22 protein-coding genes and 1 tRNA gene are annotated in these 26,384 nt (G+C 70.0%); 14 read left to right on the top strand and 9 right to left on the bottom strand.

The window, feature by feature from the left end; translation table 11 throughout:
- Nucleotides 1-34: 34 nt before the first annotated feature.
- On the top strand, nt 35-985 hold the full coding sequence (locus PFX98_RS22020) for a LysR family transcriptional regulator (protein WP_285232617.1): 951 nt from the start codon (nt 35-37) through the stop codon (nt 983-985).
- Here the strand turns inward: PFX98_RS22020 and PFX98_RS22015 are convergent.
- Entirely contained in the window at nt 919-2,226 is a 1,308-nt protein-coding gene (locus PFX98_RS22015; protein WP_285232616.1) for a sensor histidine kinase, read from the bottom strand. The genes PFX98_RS22020 and PFX98_RS22015 overlap by 67 nt on opposite strands.
- A complete protein-coding gene (locus PFX98_RS22010; protein ID WP_285232615.1) occupies nt 2,223-2,876 on the bottom strand; it encodes a response regulator transcription factor in 654 nt (217 codons plus the stop codon). Before PFX98_RS22010 ends, PFX98_RS22015 begins: the two co-directional genes overlap by 4 nt.
- 108 nt (nt 2,877-2,984) lie before the next feature.
- On the opposite strand from PFX98_RS22010, the gene PFX98_RS22005 reads away from it, so the two are divergent.
- A complete protein-coding gene (locus PFX98_RS22005; RefSeq protein ID WP_285232614.1) occupies nt 2,985-4,280 on the top strand; it encodes an NAD(P)-binding domain-containing protein in 1,296 nt (431 codons plus the stop codon).
- Nucleotides 4,281-4,291: 11 nt separating this feature from the next.
- Here the strand turns inward: PFX98_RS22005 and PFX98_RS22000 are convergent, their stop codons facing one another.
- Genes PFX98_RS22000 through PFX98_RS21980 form a run of 5 tightly spaced genes read right to left on the bottom strand, consistent with a single transcriptional unit; the run spans nt 4,292 to nt 12,849 of the window.
- Nucleotides 4,292-4,849 (bottom strand): tetratricopeptide repeat protein, encoded by a 558-nt coding sequence (locus PFX98_RS22000; RefSeq protein WP_285232613.1) that lies wholly within the window; start codon nt 4,847-4,849, stop codon nt 4,292-4,294.
- 7 nt (nt 4,850-4,856) lie between these two features.
- Nucleotides 4,857-7,043, bottom strand: a complete 2,187-nt coding sequence (locus PFX98_RS21995) for a tetratricopeptide repeat protein (RefSeq protein WP_285232612.1) — start codon at nt 7,041-7,043, stop codon at nt 4,857-4,859.
- Nucleotides 7,043-10,159 (bottom strand): cytochrome c3 family protein, encoded by a 3,117-nt coding sequence (locus PFX98_RS21990; RefSeq protein WP_285232611.1) that lies wholly within the window; start codon nt 10,157-10,159, stop codon nt 7,043-7,045. The genes PFX98_RS21995 and PFX98_RS21990 overlap by 1 nt, the downstream gene beginning before the upstream one ends.
- A complete protein-coding gene (locus PFX98_RS21985; RefSeq protein ID WP_285232610.1) occupies nt 10,156-11,937 on the bottom strand; it encodes a cytochrome c3 family protein in 1,782 nt (593 codons plus the stop codon). Before PFX98_RS21985 ends, PFX98_RS21990 begins: the two co-directional genes overlap by 4 nt.
- Nucleotides 11,938-11,976: 39 nt before the next feature.
- Entirely contained in the window at nt 11,977-12,849 is an 873-nt protein-coding gene (locus PFX98_RS21980; protein ID WP_285232609.1) for a hypothetical protein, read from the bottom strand.
- A 253-nt stretch (nt 12,850-13,102) separates the two neighbouring features.
- On the opposite strand from PFX98_RS21980, the gene PFX98_RS21975 reads away from it, so the two are divergent.
- The 8 genes from PFX98_RS21975 (at nt 13,103) to PFX98_RS21940 (ending at nt 20,920) form a co-directional block, all read left to right on the top strand.
- Entirely contained in the window at nt 13,103-13,807 is a 705-nt protein-coding gene (locus tag PFX98_RS21975; RefSeq protein WP_285232608.1) for a winged helix-turn-helix transcriptional regulator, read from the top strand.
- Nucleotides 13,808-13,883: 76 nt separating this feature from the next.
- Nucleotides 13,884-14,237 carry a hypothetical protein gene (locus tag PFX98_RS21970; RefSeq protein WP_285232607.1) on the top strand — a complete coding sequence of 118 codons (354 nt, stop codon included), beginning with the start codon at nt 13,884-13,886 and terminating at the stop codon, nt 14,235-14,237.
- 85 nt (nt 14,238-14,322) lie between these two features.
- The gene (locus tag PFX98_RS21965) at nt 14,323-15,456 is read left to right on the top strand and encodes an efflux RND transporter periplasmic adaptor subunit (RefSeq protein ID WP_285232606.1); all 1,134 of its coding nucleotides are present in this window, start codon (nt 14,323-14,325) and stop codon (nt 15,454-15,456) included.
- Nucleotide 15,457: 1 nt separating this feature from the next.
- On the top strand, nt 15,458-18,553 hold the full coding sequence (locus tag PFX98_RS21960; protein ID WP_285232605.1) for an efflux RND transporter permease subunit: 3,096 nt from the start codon (nt 15,458-15,460) through the stop codon (nt 18,551-18,553).
- On the top strand, nt 18,546-18,845 hold the full coding sequence (locus tag PFX98_RS21955; RefSeq protein WP_285232604.1) for a DUF3240 family protein: 300 nt from the start codon (nt 18,546-18,548) through the stop codon (nt 18,843-18,845). The genes PFX98_RS21960 and PFX98_RS21955 overlap by 8 nt, the downstream gene beginning before the upstream one ends.
- Entirely contained in the window at nt 18,845-20,110 is a 1,266-nt protein-coding gene (locus PFX98_RS21950; protein ID WP_285232603.1) for a TolC family protein, read from the top strand. The genes PFX98_RS21955 and PFX98_RS21950 overlap by 1 nt, the downstream gene beginning before the upstream one ends.
- Entirely contained in the window at nt 20,103-20,624 is a 522-nt protein-coding gene (locus PFX98_RS21945) for a hypothetical protein (RefSeq protein ID WP_285232602.1), read from the top strand. The genes PFX98_RS21950 and PFX98_RS21945 overlap by 8 nt, the downstream gene beginning before the upstream one ends.
- Nucleotides 20,625-20,704: 80 nt before the next feature.
- The gene (locus PFX98_RS21940; RefSeq protein ID WP_285232601.1) at nt 20,705-20,920 is read left to right on the top strand and encodes a hypothetical protein; all 216 of its coding nucleotides are present in this window, start codon (nt 20,705-20,707) and stop codon (nt 20,918-20,920) included.
- 9 nt (nt 20,921-20,929) lie between these two features.
- Here the strand turns inward: PFX98_RS21940 and chrA are convergent, their stop codons facing one another.
- Nucleotides 20,930-22,291 carry a chromate efflux transporter gene (gene chrA / locus PFX98_RS21935; protein ID WP_285232600.1) on the bottom strand — a complete coding sequence of 454 codons (1,362 nt, stop codon included), beginning with the start codon at nt 22,289-22,291 and terminating at the stop codon, nt 20,930-20,932.
- Nucleotides 22,292-22,412: 121 nt separating this feature from the next.
- Between chrA and PFX98_RS21930 the strand changes: the two genes are divergently transcribed.
- Both PFX98_RS21930 and PFX98_RS21925 read left to right on the top strand, forming a co-directional pair.
- Nucleotides 22,413-22,826, top strand: coding sequence for a DoxX family protein (locus tag PFX98_RS21930; RefSeq protein WP_285232599.1), 414 nt, complete (start codon nt 22,413-22,415; stop codon nt 22,824-22,826).
- Between the two features lie 303 nt (nt 22,827-23,129).
- A complete protein-coding gene (locus PFX98_RS21925; protein ID WP_285232598.1) occupies nt 23,130-24,572 on the top strand; it encodes an ATP-dependent nuclease in 1,443 nt (480 codons plus the stop codon).
- 211 nt (nt 24,573-24,783) lie between these two features.
- On the opposite strand, the gene PFX98_RS21920 is transcribed toward PFX98_RS21925, so the two are convergent.
- Nucleotides 24,784-24,859: transfer RNA gene (locus PFX98_RS21920), tRNA-Ala, on the bottom strand.
- Nucleotides 24,860-24,957: 98 nt separating this feature from the next.
- On the opposite strand from PFX98_RS21920, the gene PFX98_RS21915 reads away from it, so the two are divergent.
- Nucleotides 24,958-25,827, top strand: a complete 870-nt coding sequence (locus tag PFX98_RS21915; RefSeq protein ID WP_285232597.1) for an alpha/beta hydrolase — start codon at nt 24,958-24,960, stop codon at nt 25,825-25,827.
- 126 nt (nt 25,828-25,953) lie between these two features.
- Nucleotides 25,954-26,376: a rubrerythrin family protein gene (locus tag PFX98_RS21910; protein ID WP_285232596.1), complete on the top strand. Its 423-nt coding sequence runs from the start codon at nt 25,954-25,956 to the stop codon at nt 26,374-26,376.
- Nucleotides 26,377-26,384 lie beyond the last annotated feature (8 nt).

The raw sequence follows: 26,384 nt of genomic DNA, 5'->3' as shown, positions 1-26,384 counted from the left end.
ATAATGAATCGGCATTCATTGCGCCAAACACATAATGGATCCGCGCCAGCTGCAGCACCTGATCGCCCTGGCCGACTGTGGCCGCTTCGTCGTCGCGGCCGAGCGGGTGCATCTGAGCCAGGCGGCCTTCAGCCGCAGCATCCAGGCGCTGGAGGCCAAGCTCGGCCTGCGCCTGTTCGACCGCGGCCCGCGCGGCGCCCAGCTCACGCCGGCCGGCAAGGTGGTGGTGGAGCGCGCACGCCAGCTGCTGTTCGACCAGCATTGCTTCAAGCGCGACCTGGAGCTGCTGCGCGAGGGCTTGCTGGGCGAGCTGAACTTCGGCGCCGGGCCGGTGCCGGCCGCCACCATCGTGCCGCCCCTGCTGGTGGCGCTGCAGCGCCAGCAACCGCGGGTGGTGACGCGCGTGCGCAGCGGCCATGCCGACAGCCTGCTGGCCCTGCTGCATGCCGAGCAGATCGATTTCTTCCTGGCCGACCCGCGCATGCTGCCGGCCGATGCGCGCCTGCAGACCGAGGCGCTCGGGCCCATCCATGGCGGCATCTATTGCCGGCCCACGCATGCGTTGGCGCGCAAGCGCGAGCTCAGCGTGGCGATGGTGCTGGAGGCCGGCATCGCCACCGTCGCGGCCTCGCCGCCGCTACGCGAGATGCTGCGTGCCGCCTTCGGCCTGGGCGCCACGCAGGCGCTGCCGCTTAAGCTGGAGTGCGATGACATGACGACGCTGGCGCGCCTGGCGCGCGACAGCGACACCCTGGTGCTGCTACCGCATGCGGTGGCGGCCGAGTTCAAGGGCTTGAAGCGGCTGCACATGGGCGGGGCCGCGCCGGCGATGGCGATCGCCATGCATGCGATCTGGTTGCGCGGCCGCAGCCTTTCGCCGGCCGCCGGCCTGGCGCTGCAGCTGGCGCGCGAGCTGGCTCAGGCCTTGCCGGGCGAGGGCGGGGCGGCGCTGTCCCACAGCCGCAGGCTCACGCCGAAGCCCTGAGCGCCCAGGCCGCCGGGGCACAGCAGCAGCCGGCCCTGATGGGCGCCCGCCACCAGCGCGGCGAGGCGCAGGCCCAGGCCGGTCTCGCTGTCGGCCTGCGCCAGCTGGGCGCCGAGTGCGGCGCGCCGCTCGGCGCTCAGGCCGGGGCCGTCGTCCAGCAGGGTCAGTACCTGGGCCGCGCCGTCGGGCTCGCAGCGCAGCACGCAGCGGCTGGCGCCATAGCGGCGGCAGTTCTCGAACAGATTGGCGAGGGCGGCCGCCAGCAGGTTCGGGTCCGCGCGCAGCGGGCCCTGCTGCTGCACCTCGACCTGCAGCGCCTCCGGCGCGAGATGCGGCACCAGGCTGGCCAGGCTGATGTCCTGCACCTGCAGCTCGCCCTCGCTGCGGAACAGCAGCAGCAGCGAGCTGACCACGCGCTTGAGCCGGTGCACCGCCTCGCGCGTGCGCTCCAGGCGCGGGCGGCCGGCGCTGGAGGCCTCCTTCAGCGCGATCGCCAGCTGTGCCTCCATGCCGGCCAGCGGCGTGCGCAGCGCATGGGCGGCATGCGCGGCGAAGGCCTGCTCGCTGGCCAGGCGGCGCGCCAGGCGCTGGCCCAGCTCCATGATGGCGGCGCGCACCTCGACGAATTCCTGCCGCGCCGGCGGCGGCAGATCGGTGGCGGCACGTGTGGGGTCGTAGGCCTGCACCTGCTGCGAGAGCTCCTGCAGCGGCAGCATGGCCTGGCGCACGCGCCGGCGCAGCCACAGCGCGCAACCCAGGCCCACCAGCAGGGCGCTGGCGCCCACCAGGCCGATCGCCTCGTAGCGCGATTCGATGCGGTCCGGCCCGGGCTGGCCGACGTAGAGCACCTCCTGGTCCTGCGGCAGCGCCATCGCATAGACGCGGCTGTGCGCCTCGGCATCGCTGAAGCCCGGCTTGAAGGCCGGCAGCAGCGGCGTGGTGGGCGCGCGGTGCGAGCGCAGCACCACCTGCTGGCGCGCATCGACGATCTGCCACACCAGGCTCTCCTCGTGCGGCGGCGCCGGCATGGTGACGCCGGCGCCGCGCGGCATGTCGTGGTGGTGCAGCACCAGCATGCCGTAAAGCATCTCGGCCGATTCCTGCAAGGTGTTGTCCAGCAGGTCGTCGACCTCGTGGCGCACGCTCAGTGCCACCACCAGGAACACCGCTGCCAGCCAGCCCAGGCTGGTGAGGGTGAGGATGCGCGCCAGCTCGTGGCGCAGCGAGGGCGGCGGGCTCATGTGCCGATGCGGTAGCCGAGACCGCGCACCGTCTGGATCAGCTCGCGGCCCAGCTTGCGGCGCAGATTGAACACATGCACCTCCAGCACATTGCTGGACACCTCGCCCTCGAAGCCGCTCACCAGCGCGTCCAGGTCGGGCTTGGAGACCACCCGGCCGGCGCGCGCGGAGAGCGCATCCAGCAGCGCCCATTCGCGCGCGGTCAGCTCCACGCGCTGGCCCTCGCGGTAGACCGCCTTGGCGCTGCTGTCGATCTCGACCGCGCCGATGCGCATGCGCGGCGCCCCCTGGGCCGCGCTGCGGCGGCGCACCGCGCGCAGGCGGGCGGCCAGCTCCTCGGGCGCGAAGGGCTTGACGAGATAGTCGTCGGCGCCGCTGTCTAGGCCCTTGATGCGGTCGCTCAGCAGGTCGCGCGCCGTCAGCACCAGGCTGGGCGTGGTGACGCCGCGCGCGCGCAGGCCGCGTATCCATTCGACCCCCGAGCCGTCGGGCAGCTGCCAGTCCACCAGCAGCGCGTCGTAGGGCTCGCTGATGACCGTCTGGGCATCCAGCAGGCGGGTGAACCAGTCCACCACATGGCCTTCCAGGCGCAGGAAGTCGCGCAGGCCCTCGCCCAGGATTTCGTCGTCTTCAAGCAGCAGCAGGCGCATGATGGTGTGGTGATCGCAGGCTCGACGGTAGCATCCCGCGCCGGGCGCCGGCTTCAGCCTGGCTTCAGCTTGCCGCGGCATAAACGCAGGCCCCACGCAGACACCCCCATGCAGCCGGACCACCTCCTGATCTATGGCACGCTCGCCGCCGGCGCGGTCGGCCTGCACCTGTGGCTGCGCGGCCGGCGCGAGCGTGGCGCCGCCCAGGCGCACCAGCAGGCGCAAGAAGCCGGGCTCAACGAGCCGCCCTCGCTGCATCCGGTGGTGGACCCGGCACGCTGCATCGGCTCGGGCGGCTGCGCCACGGCCTGCCCGGAGGGTGCGCTGGGCATCGTGGGCGGGCGCGCCACCCTCATCAATGCCTCGGCCTGCATCGGCCATGGCGCCTGCCACGCGGCCTGCCCGGTGGAGGCGATCTCGTTGGTGTTCGGCACCGAGCGGCGCGGCGTCGACATCCCCAGCATCACGCCGCAGTTCGAGAGCAATGTGCCGGGCATCTTCATCGCCGGCGAGCTTGGCGGCATGGGCCTGATACGCAAGGCCACCGAACAGGGTCGCCAGGCCGTCGAGGCGCTGCGCCAGCGCCGCGCCGGGCCCGCTGAGCTGGATGTGGTGATCGTCGGTGCCGGGCCCGCCGGCATCTCGGCCGGCCTGGCGGCCATGCAGCATGGCCTGCGCTATCGCCTGATCGAGCAGGAGGATTCGCTCGGCGGCGCGGTCTACCACTACCCGCGCAACAAGATCGCGATGACGGCCCCGGTCAAGCTGGCCCTGGTGGGCACGGTGCGCATGAGCGAGGTGTCCAAGGAAAAGCTGCTGGAGTTCTGGCATGGCGTGGTCGAGAAGACCGGCCTCAGCCTGCATTTCCGCGAGCGCATGGAGCGCGTCGAGCGCCGCGGCGACGGCTTCGTGGTGCACACCAATGCCGGCAGCCACGCGGCGCGCTCGGTGCTGCTGGCGATCGGCCGGCGTGGCTCGCCGCGCAAGCTGGCGGTGGCCGGCGAGGAGCTGCCCAAGGTGGTGTACCGCCTGGTGGATGCCGAGCAATACCGCGGCCAGCGCGTGCTGGTGGTGGGCGGCGGCGACAGCGCGCTGGAGGCGGCGCTGGCGCTGGCCGAGCAGCCCGCCACCACGGTGGCGCTGAGCTACCGCGGCGCCGCCTTCAACCGCGTCAAGGAGAAGAACCGGCGCGCCCTGCAGCAGGCCGCCGAGGCCGGCCGGCTGGAGCTGCTGCTGGGCAGCGAACTGCTGGAGATCGCGCCCGAGGCCGTGCGCCTGCGCGGCGCGAGCGGCGAGCTGCAGCGCCCCAACGATGCGGTGATCGTGTGCGCCGGCGGCGTGCTACCCATCCCCTTGCTGCAGCAGATGGGCATCGCCTTCCAGACCAAGCACGGCAGCGCCTGATCGGCCCTGACTCAGGGCTTGGCGCCGCCCAGCGCGGCCTGGCGCGTCAGTGCGGCGGCATAGTCGGCCTTCAGGCCGGCATCGTCGGGGCTCAGGGCCAGCGCCTTCACATAGGCCGGCAGGGCCTCGGCATGGCGACCCAGGGTGGCGTAGGAGCGCGCCAGCATGGCCCAGCCGGCGGCGTCGTCGGGCCTGGCCCGGAGGCGCTCGGCCAGGCCCTGCACCATCGCCAGCATCTGCTGGTCGCCCAATGCATGCGGCGCGCTGGCGGGCGTGCCCGGGGCGGCGGCGCTGGGGGCTGGGGCAGGGCCGCCGCCGTCCAGCGTTGTCAAGGCATAGGCCAGCGCGGCGGCGCCCAGCAGGCCCGCGCCCGCCAGGCCCCAGAGCCAGCGCGTGGCCAGGCCGGCGCGGCGGCTCTGGGCGGGCGTCTGGCCCAGCAGGGCGCCGAGCATGGCCTGCTCGAGCGCGCTGCGCGCGGCCTGGTGCGCGCTGGCGCTCAGTACGCCGGCCTGGGCCAGCGCGTCGAGCTGCTGCAGCTGGGTGGTGGTGTTGGCGATGTTGTCCGTCATCGATGCCTCAGAGGTCGTAGCGCAGGCCGAAGTACCAGAACGAGCGGTTCGAGGACTCGTTGCGGTTCGGGCCGCTGACGTCGCTGAACTCCATGCTCAGCTCGGATTCCAGCGCCAGCTTGCTGCTGGCGCGGTAGGTGACGCGCAGGCCGGGGGCCCAGCGCTGGCTGCGCGTGCCGTTGCTGTCGTTCTGCAGGTAGTAGCGCAGCGCTGGCTCCAGCTGCCAGCCGCCGCCGATGCTGGAGGAGTTGTTGTAGGACAGCAGCTTGCCGGTGTAGCTGAGGCCCTTCAGCAGGCTCAGCACCAGCACATGGGTGTCGCGCGCCGAGTAGAGATTGGTGCCGATCAGCTGCAGGCCGCTGCTCCAGATATTGCCGGTGCCGGGCTGGCCATTGGGCAGGATGTCGGGCACCGGCAGCAGGGCGCCGACATTGGTCAGGCGCAGGTCGGCGCCGAGCTGCCAGTTGGTGCTGATGGGCCGCGTCACGCTCAGCATCGCCTGGGTGCTGTAGGCGGTGGTGTCGCGCACCTGCTGGCGCAGCAGGGCCAGGCTCTGGCTGGCCAGCAGCTCGGCCAGGCGCGAGGCCTGCACGCCCAGCACCGGGTTCTGGAAGAACAGGCTGTTGCCCAGCATCAGCATGGGGGTGGAGCGGCGGTCGTAGAGCGCGTTGACCACCATGTTCTGCTCCGAGGTCCAGGTGGCCTGCAGCGAGGCGACGTTGAGGCCGCGCAGCTGGGTGTCGTAGTCCAGCATGCCGGAGGCGGAGAGATTGCCGGCGAGAAAGCGCAGTTCGCTGCCCACACCGCGGCGGTCGATCTCGCCATCGATGCGCTGCTCGATCAGGTAGACGCTGCCGCCCAGGCCCTTGGCGAGTTCGTCGGCATCCAGCGAGGCACCGTAAAAATGGCGCTGGCTCTGCAGCAGGCTGTCCGAGGGCCGGCCCGCCACCGCATTGACGCGCCACTTGGGGCTGAAGCGGTAACCGAGCTGTGCGCCGTCGAAGCGCCCCATCACGCCGGCGCCGGTGGGCGACTGCCGGCCCAGGCGCAGGCTGAGGCCCTGGCTCTGCAGGCGGTAGTCGGCATAGAGGGCCGAGAGCTTGTTCTTGCTCTTGGCGCTGCGCAGCAGGTCGGCGCTGTAGCTGTCGCGCAGCACCAGACGCAGGTCGCTGTCGGCATCGCGGCGGCGCCAGTTGATGTCCACGCTGGAGATCAGCTGCTTCTGGTCGGTGTTGGAAAGGGTGGCATCGGACACCAGCTCGGGCAGGCCGCTGAGCGGCGAGTCCTGGAAGTCCTGGGTGCGGATCTTGGACTGGCCGCCGTAGTAGAAGCTCGCGAGCGAACCGCTCAGCGTGGTGGTGACGGCGGGCTGCGCACCGGCCTCCACCACCTGCGGCGCCGGCGGGGCCAGGGTGAGCAAGGCCTCGCGGGCACGGTCGGCGCCCGCGCCCTGCGGGTAGAGCCTGAGGTAGAGCTCGTACTCGGCGCGTGCGCGCTCAGGGTCGCCCTGGCGCCAGCGCGCCTGGGCGATCAGCTCCTGGGCCTCCTGCGTGGCGCTGCTGGGCGGCAGGGCCAGCAGCTCGTCGAGCTGGTTGATGGCCTGCTGATGCTCGCCGGCCGCGATGGCCTGGCGCGCCGCCGCCAGCAGGGCCTCGGCCTTGCCCTGGGCTTGCGGGCCGGGAGCGGGCATGGGGGTGGGCGTGGGGGTGGGCGTGGGGGAGGGCATGGCGGCGGTCGGCGTGCCGGCGCCGGCCAGCGCCGCACCCTGGCCGCGCAGCACCAGCTCGATGCTGCGGCCGCCCTGGGTGCTGCGCGCCACGAAGGGCGTGTTGGCGCTGAAGCGCAGCACCAGCTTGCGGCTGCGTTCGGCCCCGCCGGCGGCTTCGTCGGTGAGTATCAGCAGCGGGCTGCGGGCGCCGGCCGGCAGGCGGCGCTCGGAGCTGATGGCGAGATTGAGCGGCTCGCGCGTCGGCAGCAGGTCGTAGTAGACCTGGCCCAGATCGCCGCTGCGGGCGCTCAGGCTGCGCAGCAGCTGCACCGGGGTGACGAAGCGCACCTGCAGCACCGCGTCCTCGCCCTCGCGGCGTATCTCCACATCGTCCACCAGCTGGGCCTGGGCGGCCGCGGCAAGCAGTGCGAGGTGCAGCGCCAGCAGGCGCGGCCCCTTTTTCTTGATTTTCGTGGCAGCTTTCATCAGTCCCATTTGGTGTAGGCCGCGCCCTTGTTGCCCAGCGGGCGGTGGCAGCCGGATTCGGAGCAGTCCGTAGGCACGGGCGTTTTGGTGCGGTGGGTCAGGGCCTTGCGCTCCATGCTGCCCAGGTAGCTGGTGCCGCTGGCGTGGCAGGCCTTGCACCAGCCCGCGCCGCTGCCCATGCTGGCGTTGTGATTCATGCGCTGGCTCCAGGCGGTGGTACTGGTGTGGCAGGCGTTGCACTCCAGCGCCGCGCCGTTCAGCAGCTGCGACTCGGGGATGTGGTTGCTGGGCTTGGCCACGGCGCCCTGCGAGAGGTAGCTGCCGTTGTGGCATTGCTTGCACTGGCCGGTCACCGTCACGCTGCTGTGCAGCTTGCCGTTGGCCCAGCTGGCGTAGCCGCCCTTGTGGCAGCTGTTGCAGTTGCTCGCCAGCACGCCGGTGAGCGCCTGGTAGGGGATGTGCTGGGCCGGCTTGCCATCGGCCGGCGGGTAGCTGCCGTTGTGGCAGCTGGCGCAGTCCAGCACCGCGATCTGGGTGTGGTTCCACTTCGTCGGTTTCCAGCCGCTGGTGCCGTGACAGGCAATGCAGTTGGTGGTCTGCACGGGGATGTGGTTGACCGGCTTGCCGGTGGCGGCCGTGCCGTTGTGGCAGCTTGAACAGTTGGTGGCCACCGTGAAGCCGCTGTGGTCCACCTTGGCACCGGCCCAGCTGCTGGTGCTCTTGTGGCAGTTCTCGCAGACGGTCTGGCCCGCGTGCACCGCGGTGGCCGGGCGGTTGCTGAGGTGGCAGCTGCTGCATTGGCTGCTCACGCTGACGCTGCTGTGCAGGCGGGCCGGCGTCCAGCTCGCATACCCGGCCTTGTGGCAACTGTCGCAGTTGCTGGCGGCGATCGTGGCCACCAGCTGGTAGGGCGTGTGCGCCGCGGGCTTGCCATCGGCGGGCGGGTAGGCGCCGCTGTGGCAGCTCGCGCACTGGTTCACCACCGTCACCTGGGTGTGGTTCCACTTCGTCGGCTTCCAGCCGGCCGTGCTGTGGCAGGCGATGCAGTTGGTGGCGGCCACCGAGATGTGATTGGCGCTCTTGCCGGTGGCGGCGCTGCCGTTGTGGCAGCTTGAGCAGTTGGTGGCCACAGTGAAGCCGCTGTGGTCCACCTTGGCGCCCGTCCAGGCACTGGTGCTCTTGTGGCAGTTTTCGCAGACGGTCTGGCCCGCGTGCACCGCGGTGGCCGGGCGGTTGCTGAGGTGGCAGCTGCTGCATTGGCCGCTCACGCTCACGCTGCTGTGCAGCTTGGCCGGTGTCCAGCTCGCGTAGCCGGCCTTGTGGCAGCCGTCGCAGTTGCTGGCCGCGATCGTGGCCACCAGCTGGTAGGGCGTGTGCGCCGCGGGCTTGCCATCGGCCGGTGGATAGGCGCCGCTGTGGCAGCTCGCGCACTGGTTCACCACCGTCAGCTGGGTGTGGTTCCACTTCGTCGGCTTCCAGCCGCTGGTGCCGTGGCAGGCGATGCAGTTGGTGGCGGCCACCGGGATGTGATTGGCGCTCTTGCCGGTGGCGGCCGTGCCGTTGTGGCAGCTGCTGCAATTCGTCGCGACGCTGAAGCCGCTGTGGTCGACCTTGGCGCCGGCCCAACTGCTGGTGCTCTTGTGGCAGTTCTCGCAGACGGTCTGGCCGCTGTGCACGGCGGTGCTGGGCTTGCTGCTGGCGTGGCAGCTGCTGCACTGGCTGCTCACGGCCACGCTGGCATGCAGCCTGGCGGGCGTCCAGCTCGCATAGCCGGCCTTGTGGCAACTGTCGCAGTTGCTGGCGGCGATCGTGGCCACCAGCTGGTAGGGCGTGTGCGCGGCCGACTTGCCATCGGCGGGCGGGAAGGCGCCGCTGTGGCAGCTGCTGCACTGGTTGGCCACGGTGAGCTGGCTGTGGTTCCACTTCGTCGGTTTCCAGCCGCTGGTGCCGTGGCAGGCGATGCAGTTGGTGGCCGCCACCGGGATGTGATTGGCGCTCTTGCCGGTGGCCGCCGTGCCGTTGTGGCAGCTGCTGCAGTTCGTCGCGACGCTGAAGCCGCTGTGATCGACCTTGGCGCCGGCCCAGCTGCTGGTGCTCTTGTGGCAGTTCTCGCAGACGGTCTGGCCACTGTGCACGGCGGTGTTTGGCTTGCTGCTGGCGTGGCAGCTGCTGCACTGGCTGCTCACGCTCACGCTGGCATGCAGCTTGGCGGGCGTCCAGCTGGCGTAGCCGGCCTTGTGGCAGCTGTCGCAATTGGCCGAGGCCAGCGCGCTGACGTTCTGGTAGGGCGTGTGGGTGGCCGGTTTGCCATCGGCCGGCGGGAAGGCGCCGCTGTGGCAGCTCGCGCATTGGTTGGCCACGGCGAGCTGGCTGTGGTTCCACTTGCTGGGCTTCCAGCCGTTGCTGCCGTGGCAGCTGCCGCAGTTGGCGCTGCCCACCGGCATATGGCTGCCGGGCTTGCCGCTGGCGGCGCTGCCGTTGTGACAGCCGGCGCAGTTGGTGCTGGCGTTGAAGCTACCGTGCTCCACCTTGGCGCCGGCCCAGCTGCTGGTGCTCTTGTGGCAGTTGTCGCAGACGGTCTGGCCCGCGTGCACCGCGGTGGCGGGCTTGAGCGCGGCGTGGCAGTTGGCGCAGCTGCCGGCCGCCACGCCGGCATGGTTGAAGTTGGCGGCCGGCTTCCAGGCGCTGCTGCGGTGGCAGCTGTCACAGGCCGCACTGGTGCTGAGGTGATCGGCCGGCTTGCCACCGGCCTGGCTGCCGTTGTGGCAGCTCTGGCAGCTGCCCTTGGCCACGCCGCTGTGGTCCATGCGCGCACCGCTGAAGCTGCGCGTGGAATGGCAGCTGTCGCAGGCCTGCTGGGTGGGGATGTGCGCGCTCGGCTTGACGGTGTTGGTGCGCGCAAAGCGCGCGCCGCTGGTGTGGCAGGACTCGCAATCGCGCGGCGTGCCCTTGAACACGCCACCGATGTGGCAGCTCTCGCAGCGCTGGTTCTGGTGCGAGCCGCTGAGCGCGAAGCCGGTGCGCAGATGGTCGAAATCCTTGCCGGGGGCGGCCAGGGCCCAGCCCAAGGTGCACAGCAACACCGTCAGCAGGAAATGGCGCAACAGGGCTCTCATGGCGATCCTCCTCGTGCCGTGCTGTTGAGCACCTGCTTCCATTGCGTGGCTTGGTGGCATTGCTCACAACGCAGGCCGAAGCCGCGGTCGTGCGCATCGTCCTTGGCATGGCAGGCGACGCATTCGCGCTGCAGTGCTGCCGTTTTCTTCCGGCCCGCCGGTGCGGGCTGGGTGTGGCAGCTCTCGCAGCGCAGCTTTGCATGCGCGCCCAGCAGCTTGTAGTCGGTCTGGCGCTCGTGATCGAAACGCCAGAGCCGCCAGGCGCGCACGTTGTGGCAGCTCTCGCAGGCGCTGCCCAGGCGGGCCTTGTGCCGGTCGTCCTTGAGGTGGCAGCCCACGCAGTCGCGCGCCGCGTCGCGGAAGCGCGGGCTTTGGTGGCAGGCCTTGCATTCCAGTGCCAGATGCGCACCCGCCAGCGCAAAGCGCGCCTTGGCGTGGTCGAAGCGGCTGTCCTTCCAGCGCAGCTCGGCGTGGCAGCTCTCGCATTGCTCGCCAAGCTGGCGTTCGTGCTTGTCGTCCTTGCGGTGGCAGCTGATGCAGTCCATGGCCGTGGCGCGGAAATGGCGCGCATCCTGGTGGCAGGCGCTGCAGGCGAGCGTGGGCGCGGCGTGCGCACCACGCAGGGCAAAGCGCGTGCGTGCGTGCTCGAAGCGCGGCGCCTTCCAGTCCTGCTCGCTGTGGCAGTCGGCGCAGCGCTCGCCCAATGAGCCAGCATGCTGGTCGTCCTTGCGGTGGCAGGCCACGCAGTCCTTGGGCGCCTCGCGATAGACCAGACTCTGGTGGCAGTCCTTGCAGCCCGCCCTCGCATGCCGGCCCAGCAGGGGAAAGGCGCTGCGGTCGTGGTCGAAGCGCTGCACTTCCTTCCAGCCGCGCTCGCTGTGGCAGCTCTGGCACTGCGTGCCCAGGCTGGCCTTGTGCTTGTCGTCCTTGCGGTGGCAGCTCACGCAGTCGCTGGCGAGCTTGTCCTTGTAGAGCGGGCCGCCGTGGCAGGCGCTGCAGCGCAGGTCCCGGTGCTTGTCGCGCAGCGGGTAGCGTGTGTCGAGCTCGTGGCGGAAGCTCACCTCCTTCCAGCGCTGGGTGGCATGACAGCTCTCGCACTTCTCACCGAACTGCGCCTTGTGCTTGTCGTCCTTGCGGTGGCAGCCGATGCAGGTTTGCGGGGTGTCCTTGTATTCACGCGTCTTGTGGCAGGACTCGCAGCGCGCCGGCAGGTGGGCGCCGGTGAGCGGGTAGCGGGTCTTGCCGTGATCGAAGCGCGTTTCCTTCCAGCTCTTCTCCTCGTGGCAGTTCTCGCACTTGGCGCCCAGGGCGGCCTTGTGCACATCATCCTTGCGGTGGCAGGACTGGCAGTCATGCGGCGCCGCGCTGTACTTGGCGGCGGGCGCATGGCATTTGGCGCAGTCCAGTTCGCGGTGCCTGCCGCGCAGCAGGTAGTCGGTCTGTTGGTGGTCGAACTTGGGCTTGTCGAAGGCGGCGATCTGCATCTCACGCCCCCGGTGTTCGGTGTGGCAGGCGCGGCAGGGCTGCGGCTTGATGCGGCCATGCATGCCGCTGCGTTCGGCCAGGTCGCGCGCGATGTCCTTGTGGCAGTCGGCGCAGAGCTTGTCCTGCGCCTTGCGGTCGAAGGGCACATGGCAGCTCTTGCAGCTGTCTTCCCATTTCAGGTGGGCCTTGCTGAGCGCGCCGGGCGAGAGCACCGATTCCATGCTCTGCGCCCAGGCCGGCACCATGCCCGTGCACAGGCACAGCCAGATGAGGCAGGCGCGCAGCAGCCTCATGCCTGGGCCCGAGTGCACTGGGGACGCCCATGCAACATCTCAGTACGCGTGCACCGCGATGACATGCGCCACGGCGCAAATCACCATCAGGTAGACGAAGGGCACATGCAGCACATGCCAGAGCGAGAACAGCCGCACCGCGGCCTGGAACTGCGCCACCCGCTGTACCGCCTGCAGATAGCCGATCACCGTCTGGCGCAGCAGCCGGTGCTGGCGCCGCCGCGTCGCCTCGTCCCAACCCTGCAGCCCCGCCTGCTTGCGCAGCGCCGGGCGCAGCGCGCGCAGGCAGCGCTCGCGCGTGGCGGCATGGCGCAGCGGCAGCAGGGTGTAGGCGCGCAGATGCTGACGCAGGCTGCCCTGGCCGGCCAGGGCATAGGTCTCGAAACGCAGCAGGCTGCGCTCCAGCAGGGGCGAGAAGCCCAGCGCCGAATGCAGGCCGTCGTGCTGCAGGCCCAGGCTCCGCTGCAGCTGGGCCAGGCTCTGGCGCTCGCCGCTGAGGCCGCGGTGGATGCGCAGATAGAGAAAGCGCCCGACCACGCCGCTGCCCGCCACGATCAGCATGCTGTAGAGCGCCACGCCGGCGTTCAGCGAACCGATCTGGAAGCCCGAGTGCACCAGCACCAGCCAGGGCCCGCCTATGCCCAGCACCATGTGCACCGCGAACCACCACTTGGCCGCGCCCCAGCGCGCCATCAGGCGCAGGCGCTTGCGCAAGGGGTAGGCAAACAGCAGCAGCATCATGCAGCCGCCCGCCACGCCCAGCCAGTAGCCGCGCTCCGAGGCGGCGCGCAGATCCAGCGCCCGCACCGCCAGCCAGGCCGCCGCCACCAGCGCGGCAATGCCCAGGTAGAGCAGGGCCTCGGCCCACCAGGGCCGCTGCCGGCTGGCCGGCCTGGTGGCCGCGACATGCATGGATGAGAGCGTGTTGGACATCGATTCCCGACGACTTGTTCTTGATGGCTTGGGCGCTTGGCCAGCCTGGTTGGGGCGCAGTCTGCGCAGGCGGCCGCGCTTCATCATTAAGGCGGTAAGCGCTTGTTGCGCCTGCCCGAGCTGGCAACCTCCGCTTACATCCATGCTCTTGAAAGTGCATTAAGCAGACATGAAGCGCGGCCGGCCGCGCGCGCTTCATCTGGGCTTAAGCCGGCGCGGCAAGGCTGGCGAGGTGAAGCAAGCCTTACCCTCCCGCGCCCCCGATAGCGCGCACGCCTTTCGCGCCCTGCTGGCGCTGGACGACCCCGCGCTGCAGACCCGGCTGATGCAGCTGCTGGTGGAGCGTGGCTGGCGGCCGGCGCTGGTGGCCGATGCCGCCGCGCTGCAGCAGACCTTGCAGACCCAGGCCTTCGACGCGCTGGTGCTGGACTACGCCGGCGCCGCCTGGTGCGAGCCCGAGCAACTGGTGCGCGGCACCTCGCCGGTGGAGCGCCCGCATCTGCTGGTGTGCTGCGCGGCGGCCGAGCTCGCGCCGCTGTTGCGCAGCGCGCTGCCCGCCCATTCCTATGCGTTGCGGCCGGTCGACGCGGCGCAGCTGGCGGCGCGCCTGCAGGCCATGGTGCTGGGCGGCCGTGGCAATCTGGCATCGGCCCTGCTGGCGGGGGCGCTGGTGCTGGACGCCCAGGGCCGCTGCGCCTTCGAGCAGGGCCGCGCGCTCGGGCTGACGAGCCGCGAGTTCGATCTGCTGGCGCTGCTGATGGCGCCCGCCGGCGCGCTGTGCACGCGCGACCAGATCCTCGCCCAGCTCTACCGCTGGGGCCAGGACCTGGAAAGCAATGCGATCGACGTGCATGTGCACAGTCTGCGCCGCAAGCTGCTGCTGACGCGCATCGAGACCGTGCGCGGCGAGGGCTACCGCCTGCTACCTGCGGATTAAGCGCCGCTGAAGGCGGGGCGTCATGCAGGGCTTTTGCCTTGCGCTGCCGCAAGCCTGCTGCGTTAGACTGGCGCCCATGCGCTTCAAGCCTGTTCTTCACCTGCTGCTGATGTTGTGCCTGTGCTGGCAGGCATTGGCGGCCGCCGGTGTGGGCGTGCTGCTGACGCGCGGCGACAGCCAGCTGAATGCCCAGTTGCATTTTCTCAAGCTGGAGAGCCATCACCACGACCGCGATGGCTCGGTGCACAAGGACAAGTCCAAGGCCTCGCAGCAGCATGCGCTGGACGATGCCTGCGTGCATGCGCCGAGCCTGCTGATGGACTTCGATCTGCCACTGCTGTCCGCCAGCCTGTGCGCGCCCGCCGAGCCGCAGCGCACCGCCATCCAGCTGCCGCCGCTGCGCAGCCTGGAACGTCCCCCACGCGCCTGATGCTGGCCTGATTGCGGCCTGCCCGGCGGAGCGCCGGCGCGGCCGCCGTTCCCGTCTCGTTTCCTCTCATACGGAGTCATCACGCATGATCGTTGATCCGATCGCGCGCGCAGCCCTGCGCGCCGGCCATTCCTTCCTGCCCCTTTTGCTCGCCGCGGCTGGCTGCGCGGCGAGCGCAGAGCCCGCGCTGGCGGCCGCATTCGCGGTCTCGCCCGCCCAGCTGCAGACCCTGGGCGTGCGCCTGCACACGCTGGCGCCCAACGCCGCCGCACCGACGCTGCTGCACAGCGCCAAGGTGGTGCTGCCGCCCGGGCGCGAGCAGGTGCTCAGCGCCCCGGTGGGTGGCGTGGTGGAGCGCCTGTTCGTGAGCGGGCAGGAGCTTGTCAGGCCCGGCCAGCCCCTGCTGCGCCTGGCCAGCCCGGAGTACGCCGAGCTGCAGCTGCGCCTGATGGACGCCGCCAGCCGGCATGAGCTGGCCGCCAAGGCGCTGGCGCGCGAGCAGCGGCTGCTGGAGGAGGGCGTGATCGCCGAGCGCCGCGTGCTGGAGGCGCAGGCGGCCGAGCGCAGCGAGCGCGCCCGCCTGCAGCAGGCCGAGGCCGCGCTGCGCCTGGCCGGTGCCGACGCGGCCCTCATGCAGCGCCTGCGCGCCGGCGGGCCGCTGGAGCAAGGCCTGACCCTGCGTGCCAAGGTGGCGGGGCAGCTGACGGCGCTCGAGCTCAGACCCGGCCAGCGCGTGCGCGAGGCCGATGCCTTGCTGCACATCGCCGAGCAGGGCGAGCTGTGGCTGGAGGTGCAGCTGGACGCCCGGCCCGCGGCCCTGCCGCCCCGGGCCGAACTGACGGTGCCGGGCCGTGCCATCAAGGCACGCGTGCTCTCGCTGGCCGGCCAGGTCAGCGAGGGCCAGACGCTCACGCTGCGGGCGCGCGTCAGCGAGGGCGCGGCGCTGCTGCGCCCGGGCGAGGTGCTGCAGGTACAGCTGCCCGCCGCCGCAGCCAAGGACGCCTGGGTGCTGCCGCTGGCGGCGCTGGCGCGCCAGGACGAGCAGGCCTATGTGTTCGTGCGCAGCGAGCAGGGCTTCCGTGCCACGCCGGTGCAGCTGCTCGCCAGCGGCGGCGACAGCGTGCAGGTGCGCGGCCCCTTGCAGGCCGGCCAGCAGGTGGCGGCCAGCGCCGTGGTGGCGCTGAAGGCCGCCTGGCAGGGCAAGAGCGGAGGGCAGTGAGATGCTCAAGCAGATGGTTCAGTTCGCCCTGGCGCAGCGCCTCTTCGTGCTGCTGGCCACGGCGCTGCTGGCGGGTGGCGGCTGGTACGCCTTCCGCCAGCTGCCGATCGACGCCTTCCCGGACGTCTCCAGCACCCAGGTCAAGATCATCATGAAGGCCGCGGGCATGACGCCCGAGGAAGTGGAGACCCGCATCGCCGCGCCCATCGAGGTGGAGATGCTGGGCATCCCGCAGCAGCGCATGCTGCGCTCGGTGTCCAAGTACGGCCTGGTGGACGTGACGGTGGACTTCCAGGACGGCACCGATGTCTACTGGGCGCGCCAGCAGGTGGCCGAACGCCTGGCTACCATCCAGGCCGAGCTACCGCCCGGCGTGAGCGGCGGCATGGCGCCCATCACCACGCCGCTGGGCGAGATGTTCCAGTTCACCGTGGAGGCGCCCGAGCTCTCGCTGGAGGCGCGCCGCAGCCTGCTGGACTGGGTGATACGCCCGGCGCTGCGCACCGTGCCCGGCGTGGCCGATGTGAACGTGCTGGGCGGCAAGCTGCGCGCCTTCGAGGTGCTGCCCGACCCGGCCAAGCTGGCCGCGCTGGGCCTCGGCAGCGCCGACGTGCAGGCGGCCATCGCCGCCAACAACCGCAATGACGGCGCCGGCCGCCTGACCGAGGGCGACGAGGTGCTGCTGGTGCGCAGCGAGGGCAGCATCCAGAGCCTTGCCGATCTGCGCGCCGTGGTGGTGGCCCGCAAGGCCGGCAGTATCTTGCGTCTGGGCGACCTGGCCGAGGTGCGCGAGGGCAGCGTGACGCGCAACGGCGTGGTCACGCAGAGCGGCCGCGCCGAGGCGGTGGAGGGCCTGGTGCTGGGCCTGGCAGGCGCGAATGCCCAGCAGGTGGTGGAGGGCGTGGAGCGCAAGCTGGCCGAGCTGCGGCCCAGCCTGCCGCCGGGTGTGCGCGTGCAGGTGTTCTACAACCGCGCCGAGCTGGTGCAGAAGGCGGTGGGCACGGTCTCCAAGGCGCTCATCGAGGCCACCCTGCTGGTGCTGCTGCTGCTGGGCGCCTTCCTGGGCAATCTGCGCGCCGCCATCGTGGTGGCCCTGGTGCTGCCGCTGGCGGCGCTGTGGACCTTTGTGCTGATGCGGGTGGCCGGCATGTCGGCCAATCTGATGAGCCTGGGCGGGCTGGCGATCGCGCTTGGCATGCTGGTGGATGCCGCCGTGGTGGTGGTGGAGAACATCGTGCAGCAGCTCGCGCACGAGCGTGCCGGCGGCAAGTTGCCGCGCCTGCACATCGTGCTGCGCGCGGTGCACGAGGTGGCCGCGCCGGTGGTGGCCGGCGTGCTCATCATCGTCACCGTGTTCCTGCCGTTGCTGAGCCTGCAGGGCCTGGAGGGCAAGTACTTCGCGCCGGTGGCGCTGACCATCGTGTTCGCGCTGGCCGGTTCGCTGCTGCTCTCGCTCACCGTGATCCCGGTGCTGGCCTCGCTGCTGCTGAAGAAGCTGGCGCACGAGGAACCCTGGCTGCCGCGCCAGCTGCTGCGCCTGTACCGGCCGCTGCTGCGCGCCGCGCTGCAGCGCCAGCGCCTGGTGTTTGGCCTGGCCGCGGCGCTGCTGGCGCTGGCCGGCCTGCTCTACACCCAGGTGGGCAAGACCTTTCTGCCGGCCATGGACGAGGGCGACCTGATCGTCGGCATCGAGAAGCTGCCCTCGATCAGCCTGGAGCAGAGCGCGGCGCTGGACCTCAAGATCCAGCAGGCGCTGATGCAGATCCCCGAGATCCGCGGCGTGGTGGCGCGCGCCGGCTCCGACGAGATCGGCCTCGACCCGATGGGGCTGAACCAGACCGACAGCTTCCTGGTGCTGAAGCCGCGCGCCGAATGGCAGCTGGCCGACAAGGAGGCGCTGATCGCGCGCATCCGCAGCCAGCTGGACCAGATCCCCGGCATCAGCTACAGCTTCACCCAGCCGATCGAGATGCGCGTCTCCGAGATGATCATCGGCGTGCGCGGCGATCTCGCGGTGAAGGTGTTCGGGCCCGATCTGGCGACGCTCAACACGCTCAGCCAGCGCATCGAGGCGGCGCTCAAGCGCGTGCCCGGCAGCCAGGACGTCTACACAGTGGAGAACGACGGCGTGCAGTACCTGCGCGTGCGCGTCGATCGCCTGGAGGCGGGCCGCCATGGCCTCACGGTGGAGGAGGTGCAGGATGCGCTGCGCGTGCAGGTGGAGGGCCTGCGCGTGGGCCAGGTGCTGGAGGGCAACCGCCGCACCCCCATCCTGCTGCGCGGCCCGGATCTGCTGCGCGTCTCGCCGGCCGAGTTCGCGGCCCTGCGCATCACCACCCGCGAGGGCCTGGCGGTGCCCTTGCAGGCCCTGGCCACGCTGGCGCGCGAATCGGGCCCGGTGAAGATCGAGCGCGAGCTTGGCAGCCGCTACGGCGTGGTGATCGCCAATGTCAGCGGGCGCGATCTGGTGGGCTTTGTGGAGGAGGCCAAGGCACGCGTGGCCGAGGCCGTGCCGCTGCCGGCCGGCTACCGCCTCAGCTGGGGCGGGCAGTTCGAGAACCAGCAGCGCGCCGCGGCGCGCCTGAGCCTGGTGGTGCCGCTCTCGCTGGGCTTCATCTTCCTGATCCTGTTCTCCACCTTCGGCTCGGTGCGCCAGGCCCTGCTGGTGCTCAGCAACATCCCCTTCGCACTGGTGGGCGGGGTGGCGGCGCTGTGGCTCAGCGGCGAGTACCTCTCGGTGCCGGCCTCGGTGGGCTTCATCGCGCTGCTGGGCATCGCGGTGCTGAACGGCGTGGTGCTGCTGAGCTATTTCAACCAGCTGCAGGCCGAGGGCCTGAGCCTGCGCGACTGCGTGCTGCAGGGCGCCGAGCGCCGCCTGCGGCCGGTGCTGATGACGGCGGCCATCACCGCCTTCGGCCTGATCCCGCTGCTGTTCGCCAGCGGGCCGGGTTCGGAAATCCAGCGGCCGCTGGCCATCGTGGTGATCGGCGGGCTCATCAGCGCCACCGCGCTGACGCTGATCCTGCTGCCCATTCTGTATCTGCGCTTTGCCGCGCCGAGCGCGCCCGCGAGCGCCAAGGAGGCCGCCCATGGCTGAGTACTGCCTGACCCTGATCTGCCCACCCTCGGTGGAAGAAAAGCTGCTCGATGCGCTGCTGCTGCATGTGGGCGACGAGCTCTTCACCAGCAGCCCCACCTTCAGCCACGGCACGCCGCATGGCCGGCTCAGCCCCACCGAACAGGTGATGGGGCGCAGCCGCTCGGTGCAGGTGCAGGTGCTCCTGAGTGCGGAGGAGCTGCAGGTGCTGCGCACCCGGCTGCGCGAGGAATTCGCCGGCACGGGCCTGCGCTTCTGGGCCCATGCCCTGGTGATGGAAGGAGAGTTCTGATGCGTGCCCTGTTGATCTCCCTGTTGATGTGTTGGGGCCTGGCGCTGCCGCTGCGCGCGTGGGCACAGGTGCAGGCCCAGCCCACGCCGGCGGGCCTGCCGGATACCGCGCAGGCCGCGGCCTGGCTGGAGCGCGACCCGATGGTGCTGCAGGCCCAGGCCGCGCTGGGCAGCGCCGGCCATGGCGCGGCCGCGCTCGCGGCCTCCTCGCACGAGTGGCTGCTCAAGGCCAGTGGCCAGCGTCGCCGCGTGCGCGAGCTGGGTAGCTCGCAGGAATGGAGCCTGGGCCTCGAGCGCACCCTGCGCCTGGGCGGCAAGGCGGCGCTGGACCGCCGGCTTGGCGAGCTGGACCAGGACATCGCCCGCGCCCGCCTGGGCGAGGCGCGCCACGAGGCGGCGCGCGCCCTGGCCGAGCTCTGGCTGGACTGGCAGGCCGCGAGTGCCGCGCAGGCGCTGGCGCAGCAGCAGCTGGCGCTGGGCGAGGCGAATCTGCAGGTGGTGGGCAAGCGCCTGCGCGCCGGCGATGCCGCGCGCCTGGAGCAGGGTCTGGCGCGCAGCGAGCTGGCCGAGCTGCAGCGTCAGCGCAGCGCCGCCGCCAGCCGCCTCGCGCTCGCGCGCCTGCGCCTGCAGCGCCGCTTTGCCGAGCTGCCGGCCCATCTGCCCCCTGAAGCGCCGGTGCTGGCCGATCCGGCCGCCATCGCGACACCGGCGCTGGACTGGGCGCCGCGCATCCTGGCCGAGTCCGACCTGCTGCGCACCGCCGAGGGCCTGCTGCAGCGTGCCGAGCTGGAGGCGGCGCGCGCGCGTGCCGACAAGCGGCCCGACCCCACGCTGGGCCTCTACACCGCCTCCGAGGCCTTCCGCAACGAGCGCGTGGTGGGCATCAGCCTGAGCCTGCCGCTGGGCGGTGCCTACCGCGAGGCGCGCCTGCAGCAGGCCCTGGCCGAGGTGGAGGTGGCACGCGCCGCGCTGGCGCGCGAGCGCGAGGCGCTGGAGCTTGAGCTGGCCGGCGGCGTGGCCGAATGGGATGCGGCCCTGACGCGCTGGCAGCTGGCTGCGCAGGCGGCCGGTCTGGCGGGCGAGAGCGCCGCGATGCTGCAAAAAGCCTATGCCCTGGGTGAGGGCGAGCTGCAGGCGCTGCTGCTGGCGCGCCGCCAATGGCTGGAGGCGCAGCGCGCCGAGCAGGAGGCGCGCGTGCAGGCGCTGCGCGCGCGCCACCGCCTGCTCATCGACGCCCATCTGATCTGGGGCCTCGAGCATGACTAGGCGCGCCGCCGCGCTCGGGCTGGCAGCGGTGATGCTGGCGGGCTGCGCGACGCTGCCGGAGCCGACGGTAGCGCCGCCGCCGGGCCGCATATGCCAGCAGCAGCTCAAGCCGCGGCGCCTGGTGTGCGTGGACGCGCCGCCGGTGGAGCCGGCGCGTGCGGCGCAGGCGCGCGCGCTCGCGCCCATGGGGCCGGGCAGCACCGTCTACATCCTGCGGCAGCATTGGAGCGACGACATCAAGCCGGTCAGCGTGAGCGCCGGCGCGGGCGCGCCGCTGGCCACGCTGCCGCGCAGCGTGGTGCGTCTGCAGCTGCCGCCCGGCGAGCAGCTGCTGCGCCTGCAATGGCAGGGCGGCAGCTACCAGCTGCGCCTGCAGGCACGCGCCGGCGAGGTGCGGGTGCTGCGGCTGGAGGGCTGGGTGTTCTGGTCGCTGCGCGAGTACTGGCTCACGCCCATGGAGGCGGCCGAAGCGCGGCCGCTGCTGGACGGGCTGCGCTTTCTGGGCGAACGCTGAGGGATTGCGCTGCGTCAACGGCCGGTCTGGGCGGCGGCCTACATTGGCTCGATAAGCGCAGCAGCCGCTGGGGAGCAATCATGACGAAGACGAGAACACCCGACGCCGCGCCGCACCGTCCGGCCGCGGCCCCAGCCCTGCCCGATGGCGCCGGCTGGATGCAGGACCTGCTCAAGCTGCAGGCCGCGCAATGGCAGGCCATGCTGATCTGGCAGGACGCGATGCGTGCCGTCGGCCAGGATTGGTGGGAGGGCTGGATGTGCCGCTGGACCGGGGGCGTGCCTATCGACGGTTGAGACGGCTGATCATTGCGCCGACCACAATTTGAGCAGCAGCCCGGCGCCGGCGCAGGCCGCCAGCAGCGGCAGCACGCCCAGCTTGAAGCGGAACAGCGCGACGCTGGCCGCCAATGCGATCAGGGCCGAGACCCAGTCGAAGGGGCCGCCAAAACCGCGCGGCCACAGCACGTGGAAGGCGAAGAACAGCGCCAGGTTGAGGATCACGCCCACCACCGCGGCGGTGATGGCGGTGAGCGGCGCGGTGAACTTCAGATTGCCATGGGTGGATTCGATCAGGGGCGCGCCGGCGAAGATGAACACGAAGGAGGGCAGGAAGGTGAAGAAGGTGACCACGCTGGCGGCCAGCGCACCGCCTAGCAAGAGGGCGTCGGGCCCGCAGACCTGCTTGACCCAGCCGCCCACGAAACCGACAAAGGCCACCACCATGATGAGCGGGCCGGGGGTGGTCTCGCCCAGCGCCAGGCCGTCGATCATCTGCGCGCCGCTGAGCCATTGCTGCTGTTCCACCGCGCCCTGGTAGACATAGGGCAGCACCGCATAGGCGCCGCCAAAGGTCAGCAGCGCCGCCTTGGTGAAGAACCAGCCCATCTGCGTCAGCGTGCCCTGCCAGCCCCAACGTGCCAGCAACAGGCCGAACACCAGCGCCCACAGGCCCAGGCCCAGCAGCAGCACGCGGGCCAGCCGGGCGCGGCTGAAGAGGGCATGGGGCGGGGTGGGGCTGTGGTCGTCGATCAGGGCTGGCCCATGGCCTTGCGGCCGGGCCTGGCCATGCGCGCCGCCCGGCGTGAACAGCGCCGGCGCGTACCGGCCACCCAGATGGCCGAGCAGCGCCGCGCCGAGCACGATCAGCGGGAAGGGCGCATCGAGCGCAAAGATGGCGACGAAGGCCGCGCCCGCAATCGCCCATAGCCAGCCGTTCTTCAGCGCGCGCGTGCCGATGCGATGGGCGGCATGCAGCACCAGCGCGGTGACGGCGGGCTTGAGGCCATAGAAGATGCCCGCCACCAGCGGCAGCTGCCCATGTGCCATGTAGAGCCAGGACAGCCCCACCAGGATGAACAGCGAGGGCAGCACGAACAGGCCGCCCGCGACGATGCCACCCCAGCCGCGGTGCAGCAGCCAGCCGATATAGGTGGCCAGCTGCTGGGCCTCGGGGCCGGGCAGCAGCATGCAGTAGTTGAGCGCGTGCAGAAAGCGCCGCTCGCTGATCCAGCGGCGCCGCTCCACCAGCTCGGCATGCATCACCGCGATCTGGCCGGCCGGGCCGCCGAAGCTGATGAAACCCAGCTTGAGCCAGAAGCCCAGTGCGGCCCAGAAGCTCAGGGGCGCGGGGCGCGCGTTGCTGTCGATCTCGGGCTGCGGATTCATGGCGCCGCATTACACCAGTGAAACACGGCGTTTGCGCGGCGGCGCAGGGGCGCTACATTCGGGGCGGATTGCATCGATCCATCCATCCAACCCAACGCTTTCAACGCTTTTGGAGCCCGCCATGCCCGCACAGCCCATGCAAAACCTGGCCACCCTGCTGGGTCGCCTGCTGCTCGCCTGCCTGTTCCTGCCCGCGGGCCTCGCCAAGCTTGGCGGCTTTGCCGGCACGGTGGGCTATATCGCCTCGGTGGGCCTGCCGATGCCCCAGGTGAGCGCCGCCCTGGCCCTGGTGGTGGAGATTGTCGGTGCACTGGCCCTGATCCTGGGCCTGGGCACGCGCTGGGCGGCACTGGTGCTGGCGCTGTTCACGCTCGCCGCCTCGGTATTCTTCCACGCCTTCTGGGCCGCGCCCGAGGGCCAGCAGATGATCCCGCAGTTGCTGTTCTTCAAGAACGTCGGTGTGGTGGGCGGCCTGCTGATCCTGGCCGCCTGGGGCCCGGGCGATTGGAGCCTGGACGCGCGCCGGCAGCGCTGAGCTGCCGACGATGGTGATGGTGGTGGAGAGGAGGATTAGGGTCCTCTCCATAGGTTCGATATAAATCAACAGGTTACGTTGCACGAGACTCGTTGTCGTGTAGATGTGTTGCGTAGAAAACATTGAATCTCAGGCGCGTAAGCCACCGACTTGCCATGGCAGAGAGGGCGCGCTCTCCAGGCCACAGAGGCAGGCAACTTGCCAAATAATTTTCCCATATGAAAATTAAATGACGTAAAGTCTCGCGCTGGCGGGGCCTCTGAGCTAGGTTGGACTCGCTGAAGACCTTGAATGGAGCGAGTCATGGCTGTACACGACGAGATACGACGACTGCAGAAGAAGTGGTCTAGCAAGCAAGGCTGGCCGAAGCGGCTGAACTGGCTGGAAATTGACAACATGCGTGGCTGGGAGAAGCAGCGCATATCGTTCGACTTCCCCATCGTTGCGGTGATCGGTGAGAACGGGTCTGGCAAGAGCACAGTGCTTCAGGCCGCTGCGTGCGCCTATGTGGGTGAAGCTCGAACCTTCTACCCCACTGAGTTCTTCCCAGACACCGCGTGGGACGAACTGAGGGGAGTCACGATCAAGTACGGCTACTCGCAAGGAAACGACAACTTTGATGGCTCGCTGCGCAAGCCCTCTACTCGCTGGCTCGGCCAGACTGAACGGCCGAAGCGAGTCGTCAAGTACGAAGACTTGAACCGCATTCAACCTGTGGGCGCGCGCGTGGGCTATGCCCGCATTGCGAAGTCCATGCACCATGAACAATCGGCGAAGCCCTTCGACGCTGACAAGGTTAAGCGTCTGTCATTCGTAATGGGGCAGGAGTACGAATCTGCTCGCATGGCCCTATCCAGCATCGACGATGTACGTGAGGTTCCCGTCGTCAGCGAGAAGCAGTTCCAGTATTCCGGCTATCACCAGGGCTCAGGCCTGATTACCGTTTCTGAACTGTTGAGCATCGAACTGCCAAAGTACGGCTTAGTGCTCATCGACGAAATCGAGTCGTCGCTGCATCCCAGGGCCCAACGCCGGCTCATTCGTGACCTGGCCGAGCAGTGCCGTCTTCAAGAGTGCCAGATCATCCTAACGACGCATTCGCCATATGTGCTCGACGAGCTCCCGCTGGAGGCTCGACTGTGCATCTTGCGCACAAGCAATGGTTCAAAAACCGTCAAGCAGATAGTGGGCGGTATCAGCCCCGAATTTGCGATGACCAAGATGGACGACGACGCCTATCCCGAGTGCGACGTTTACGTCGAAGACGACGCAGCAAGAATTTTCGCGGAGGAAATCCTCTCTCGCTATGGCGAGCATGTCATGCCGCGGTGTGCCGTTGTGCCCTACGGGGCATCGAATGTGGGACTTGCTCTCGGCACGATGGTCGCAAGCAAGCGGTTCACGAGGCCCACGTGCGTGTTCGTCGACGGCGACACGGACCCGGGACCGGGGTGCTATCCGCTACCTGGTGGGGATGCCCCTGAGCAGGTCGTATTCAAGGGCCTGCGAGCGAAGAATTGGGCAAATCTTTGGGCACTTGTGAATCGAGACACTTCGCTCGTGCATGACGCCTGTACCAACGCGATGACACTTGACCACCACGAATGGGTGAAGTTCGCTGCGAACAACATGCGCTATGGCGCCGAGTCCCTATGGCGAGCGATGTGCGCAGAGTGGGCGAGGGAGTGCTACTCATCTACCGAAGCCCAGGCTGTCATCAGGCCCATCATTGATGTGCTTCCATAGCGTGCTTGTGCGGGTCTGTTGGCGAGTGCGTAGGTACTGGGCCAGCGGATTGAGTGGCACCACGGTCCCAGGGCTGTGCCCGGTGTGGCGCTGGGGAGGCCGCTTACCCAGCCCCTGGGGTCCATTCCCCATAGCGTCCTCAAACCTAAAATCCAAAAGCAAACGGCACTCAATCGAGTGCCGTCAGTCCTTGATCAACAAGGGAAAATTGTGGTGGAGAGGAGGAGGATCGAACTCCCGACCTCCGCATTGCGAACGCGGCGCTCTCCCAGCTGAGCTACCCCCCCAACGCAGAGAAAGTATAGCCACAGTCCTAGGGCTTTTGCGGTAGCGCGGGCCTGCCCGACCTGGGGAAACTACCTGGGTCTTGTTTGCGGAGGATTTCATGTCCAGCCGGTCGCCCGAATGGTTCGATGCCCAGTACAACAACCGTGCCCGCGTGGCCGACAGCGCGGTGCTGCTGGAGCGCTGGCAGCGGGCCTCGCAACTGGTGCGCGAGCAAGTGGCCTGCGAGCTGGACCTGGCCTACGGCGCCGGGCCCGACGAGCGCCTGGACCTGTTCCGCACCGAGAGCGCCAAGGCGCCGGTGCTGGTGTTCCTGCATGGCGGCTACTGGCGTGCGCTGGACAAGGCCGATCATTCCTTCATCGCGCCCGCCTTCACCGACGAGGGTGCCCTGGTGGTGCTGCCCAACTACAGCCTGTGCCCGGGCGTCAGCATGGAGCGCATCCCCTTGCAGCTGACCCAGGCGCTGGCCTGGGTGTGGCGCAACATCGCCGATTTCGGCGGCGACCCGAACCAGATCGTGCTGGCCGGGCATTCGGCCGGCGGCCATCTGGCCGCGATGCTGAGCTGCTGCGACTGGAAGGCCGTGGCGCCCGACCTGCCGCGTCAGCTGGTCAAGGGTGTGCTCTCGCTCTCGGGCCTGCATGATCTGGCGCCGCTCCGCCAGACGCCCTATCTGCAGCGCGATCTGCAGCTCGGCGCCGATGCGGTGCGCCGCCTCAGCCCGGTGAATTTCCCGGCCCCCGATTCGCCCCTCTACGCCCTGGTGGGCGGGGCCGAGAGCGAGGAGTTCCTGCAGCAGAACAGCGCCATCCGCCGCGCCTGGGGCGAGCGTGCGGTGCCGGTGTGCGAGACGCTGCCCGGGCTCAACCACTTCACCGTGCTGCACGACCTGGCCGACCCGCAGGGGCGCAGCCACCAGCTGGCGCGCAAGCTGCTGGACCTGCGCTGGTATAGCGCACTGCTATGAGCCAGATTGATTCTTGGTATTGGCGGGCCCTGGTGGCTTGAGTTAGCGTCGCCCTGTGCTGCTGGGTGTCGCAGTTTCGGGCCTCTCAGGCAGCCACCGACCGACCAACCATCACTGGAGAGCGACATGGGCTTGAAAGGATCGAAAACCGAGCAGAACCTGAAGGACGCGTTTGCGGGTGAATCGCAGGCGAACCGACGCTACCTCTACTTCGCGAACAAGGCGGACATCGAGGGCCAGAACGATGTGGCCGCGCTGTTCCGCTCCACCGCCGAGGGCGAGACCGGCCATGCGCATGGCCATCTGGAGTTTCTCGAGGCCGTGGGCGACCCGGCTACCGGCCTGCCGATCGGGCCGACGCGCGACAACCTCAAGGCCGCGGTGGCCGGCGAGACGCACGAGTACACCGACATGTACCCGGGCATGGCCAAGACCGCGCGCAGCGAGGGCTTTGACGAGATCGCCGATTGGTTCGAGACGCTGGCCAAGGCCGAGCGCTCGCATGCCAACCGCTACCAGAAGGCCCTGGATGCCCTGGTAGACATGTGAGGAGGGCT

The sequence above is a fragment of the Paucibacter sediminis genome (assembly GCF_030254645.1).
Taxonomy (GTDB): Bacteria; Pseudomonadota; Gammaproteobacteria; order Burkholderiales; family Burkholderiaceae_C; genus Paucibacter_B; species Paucibacter_B sediminis.
This window is presented reverse-complemented; position numbering and strand designations above follow the sequence as displayed.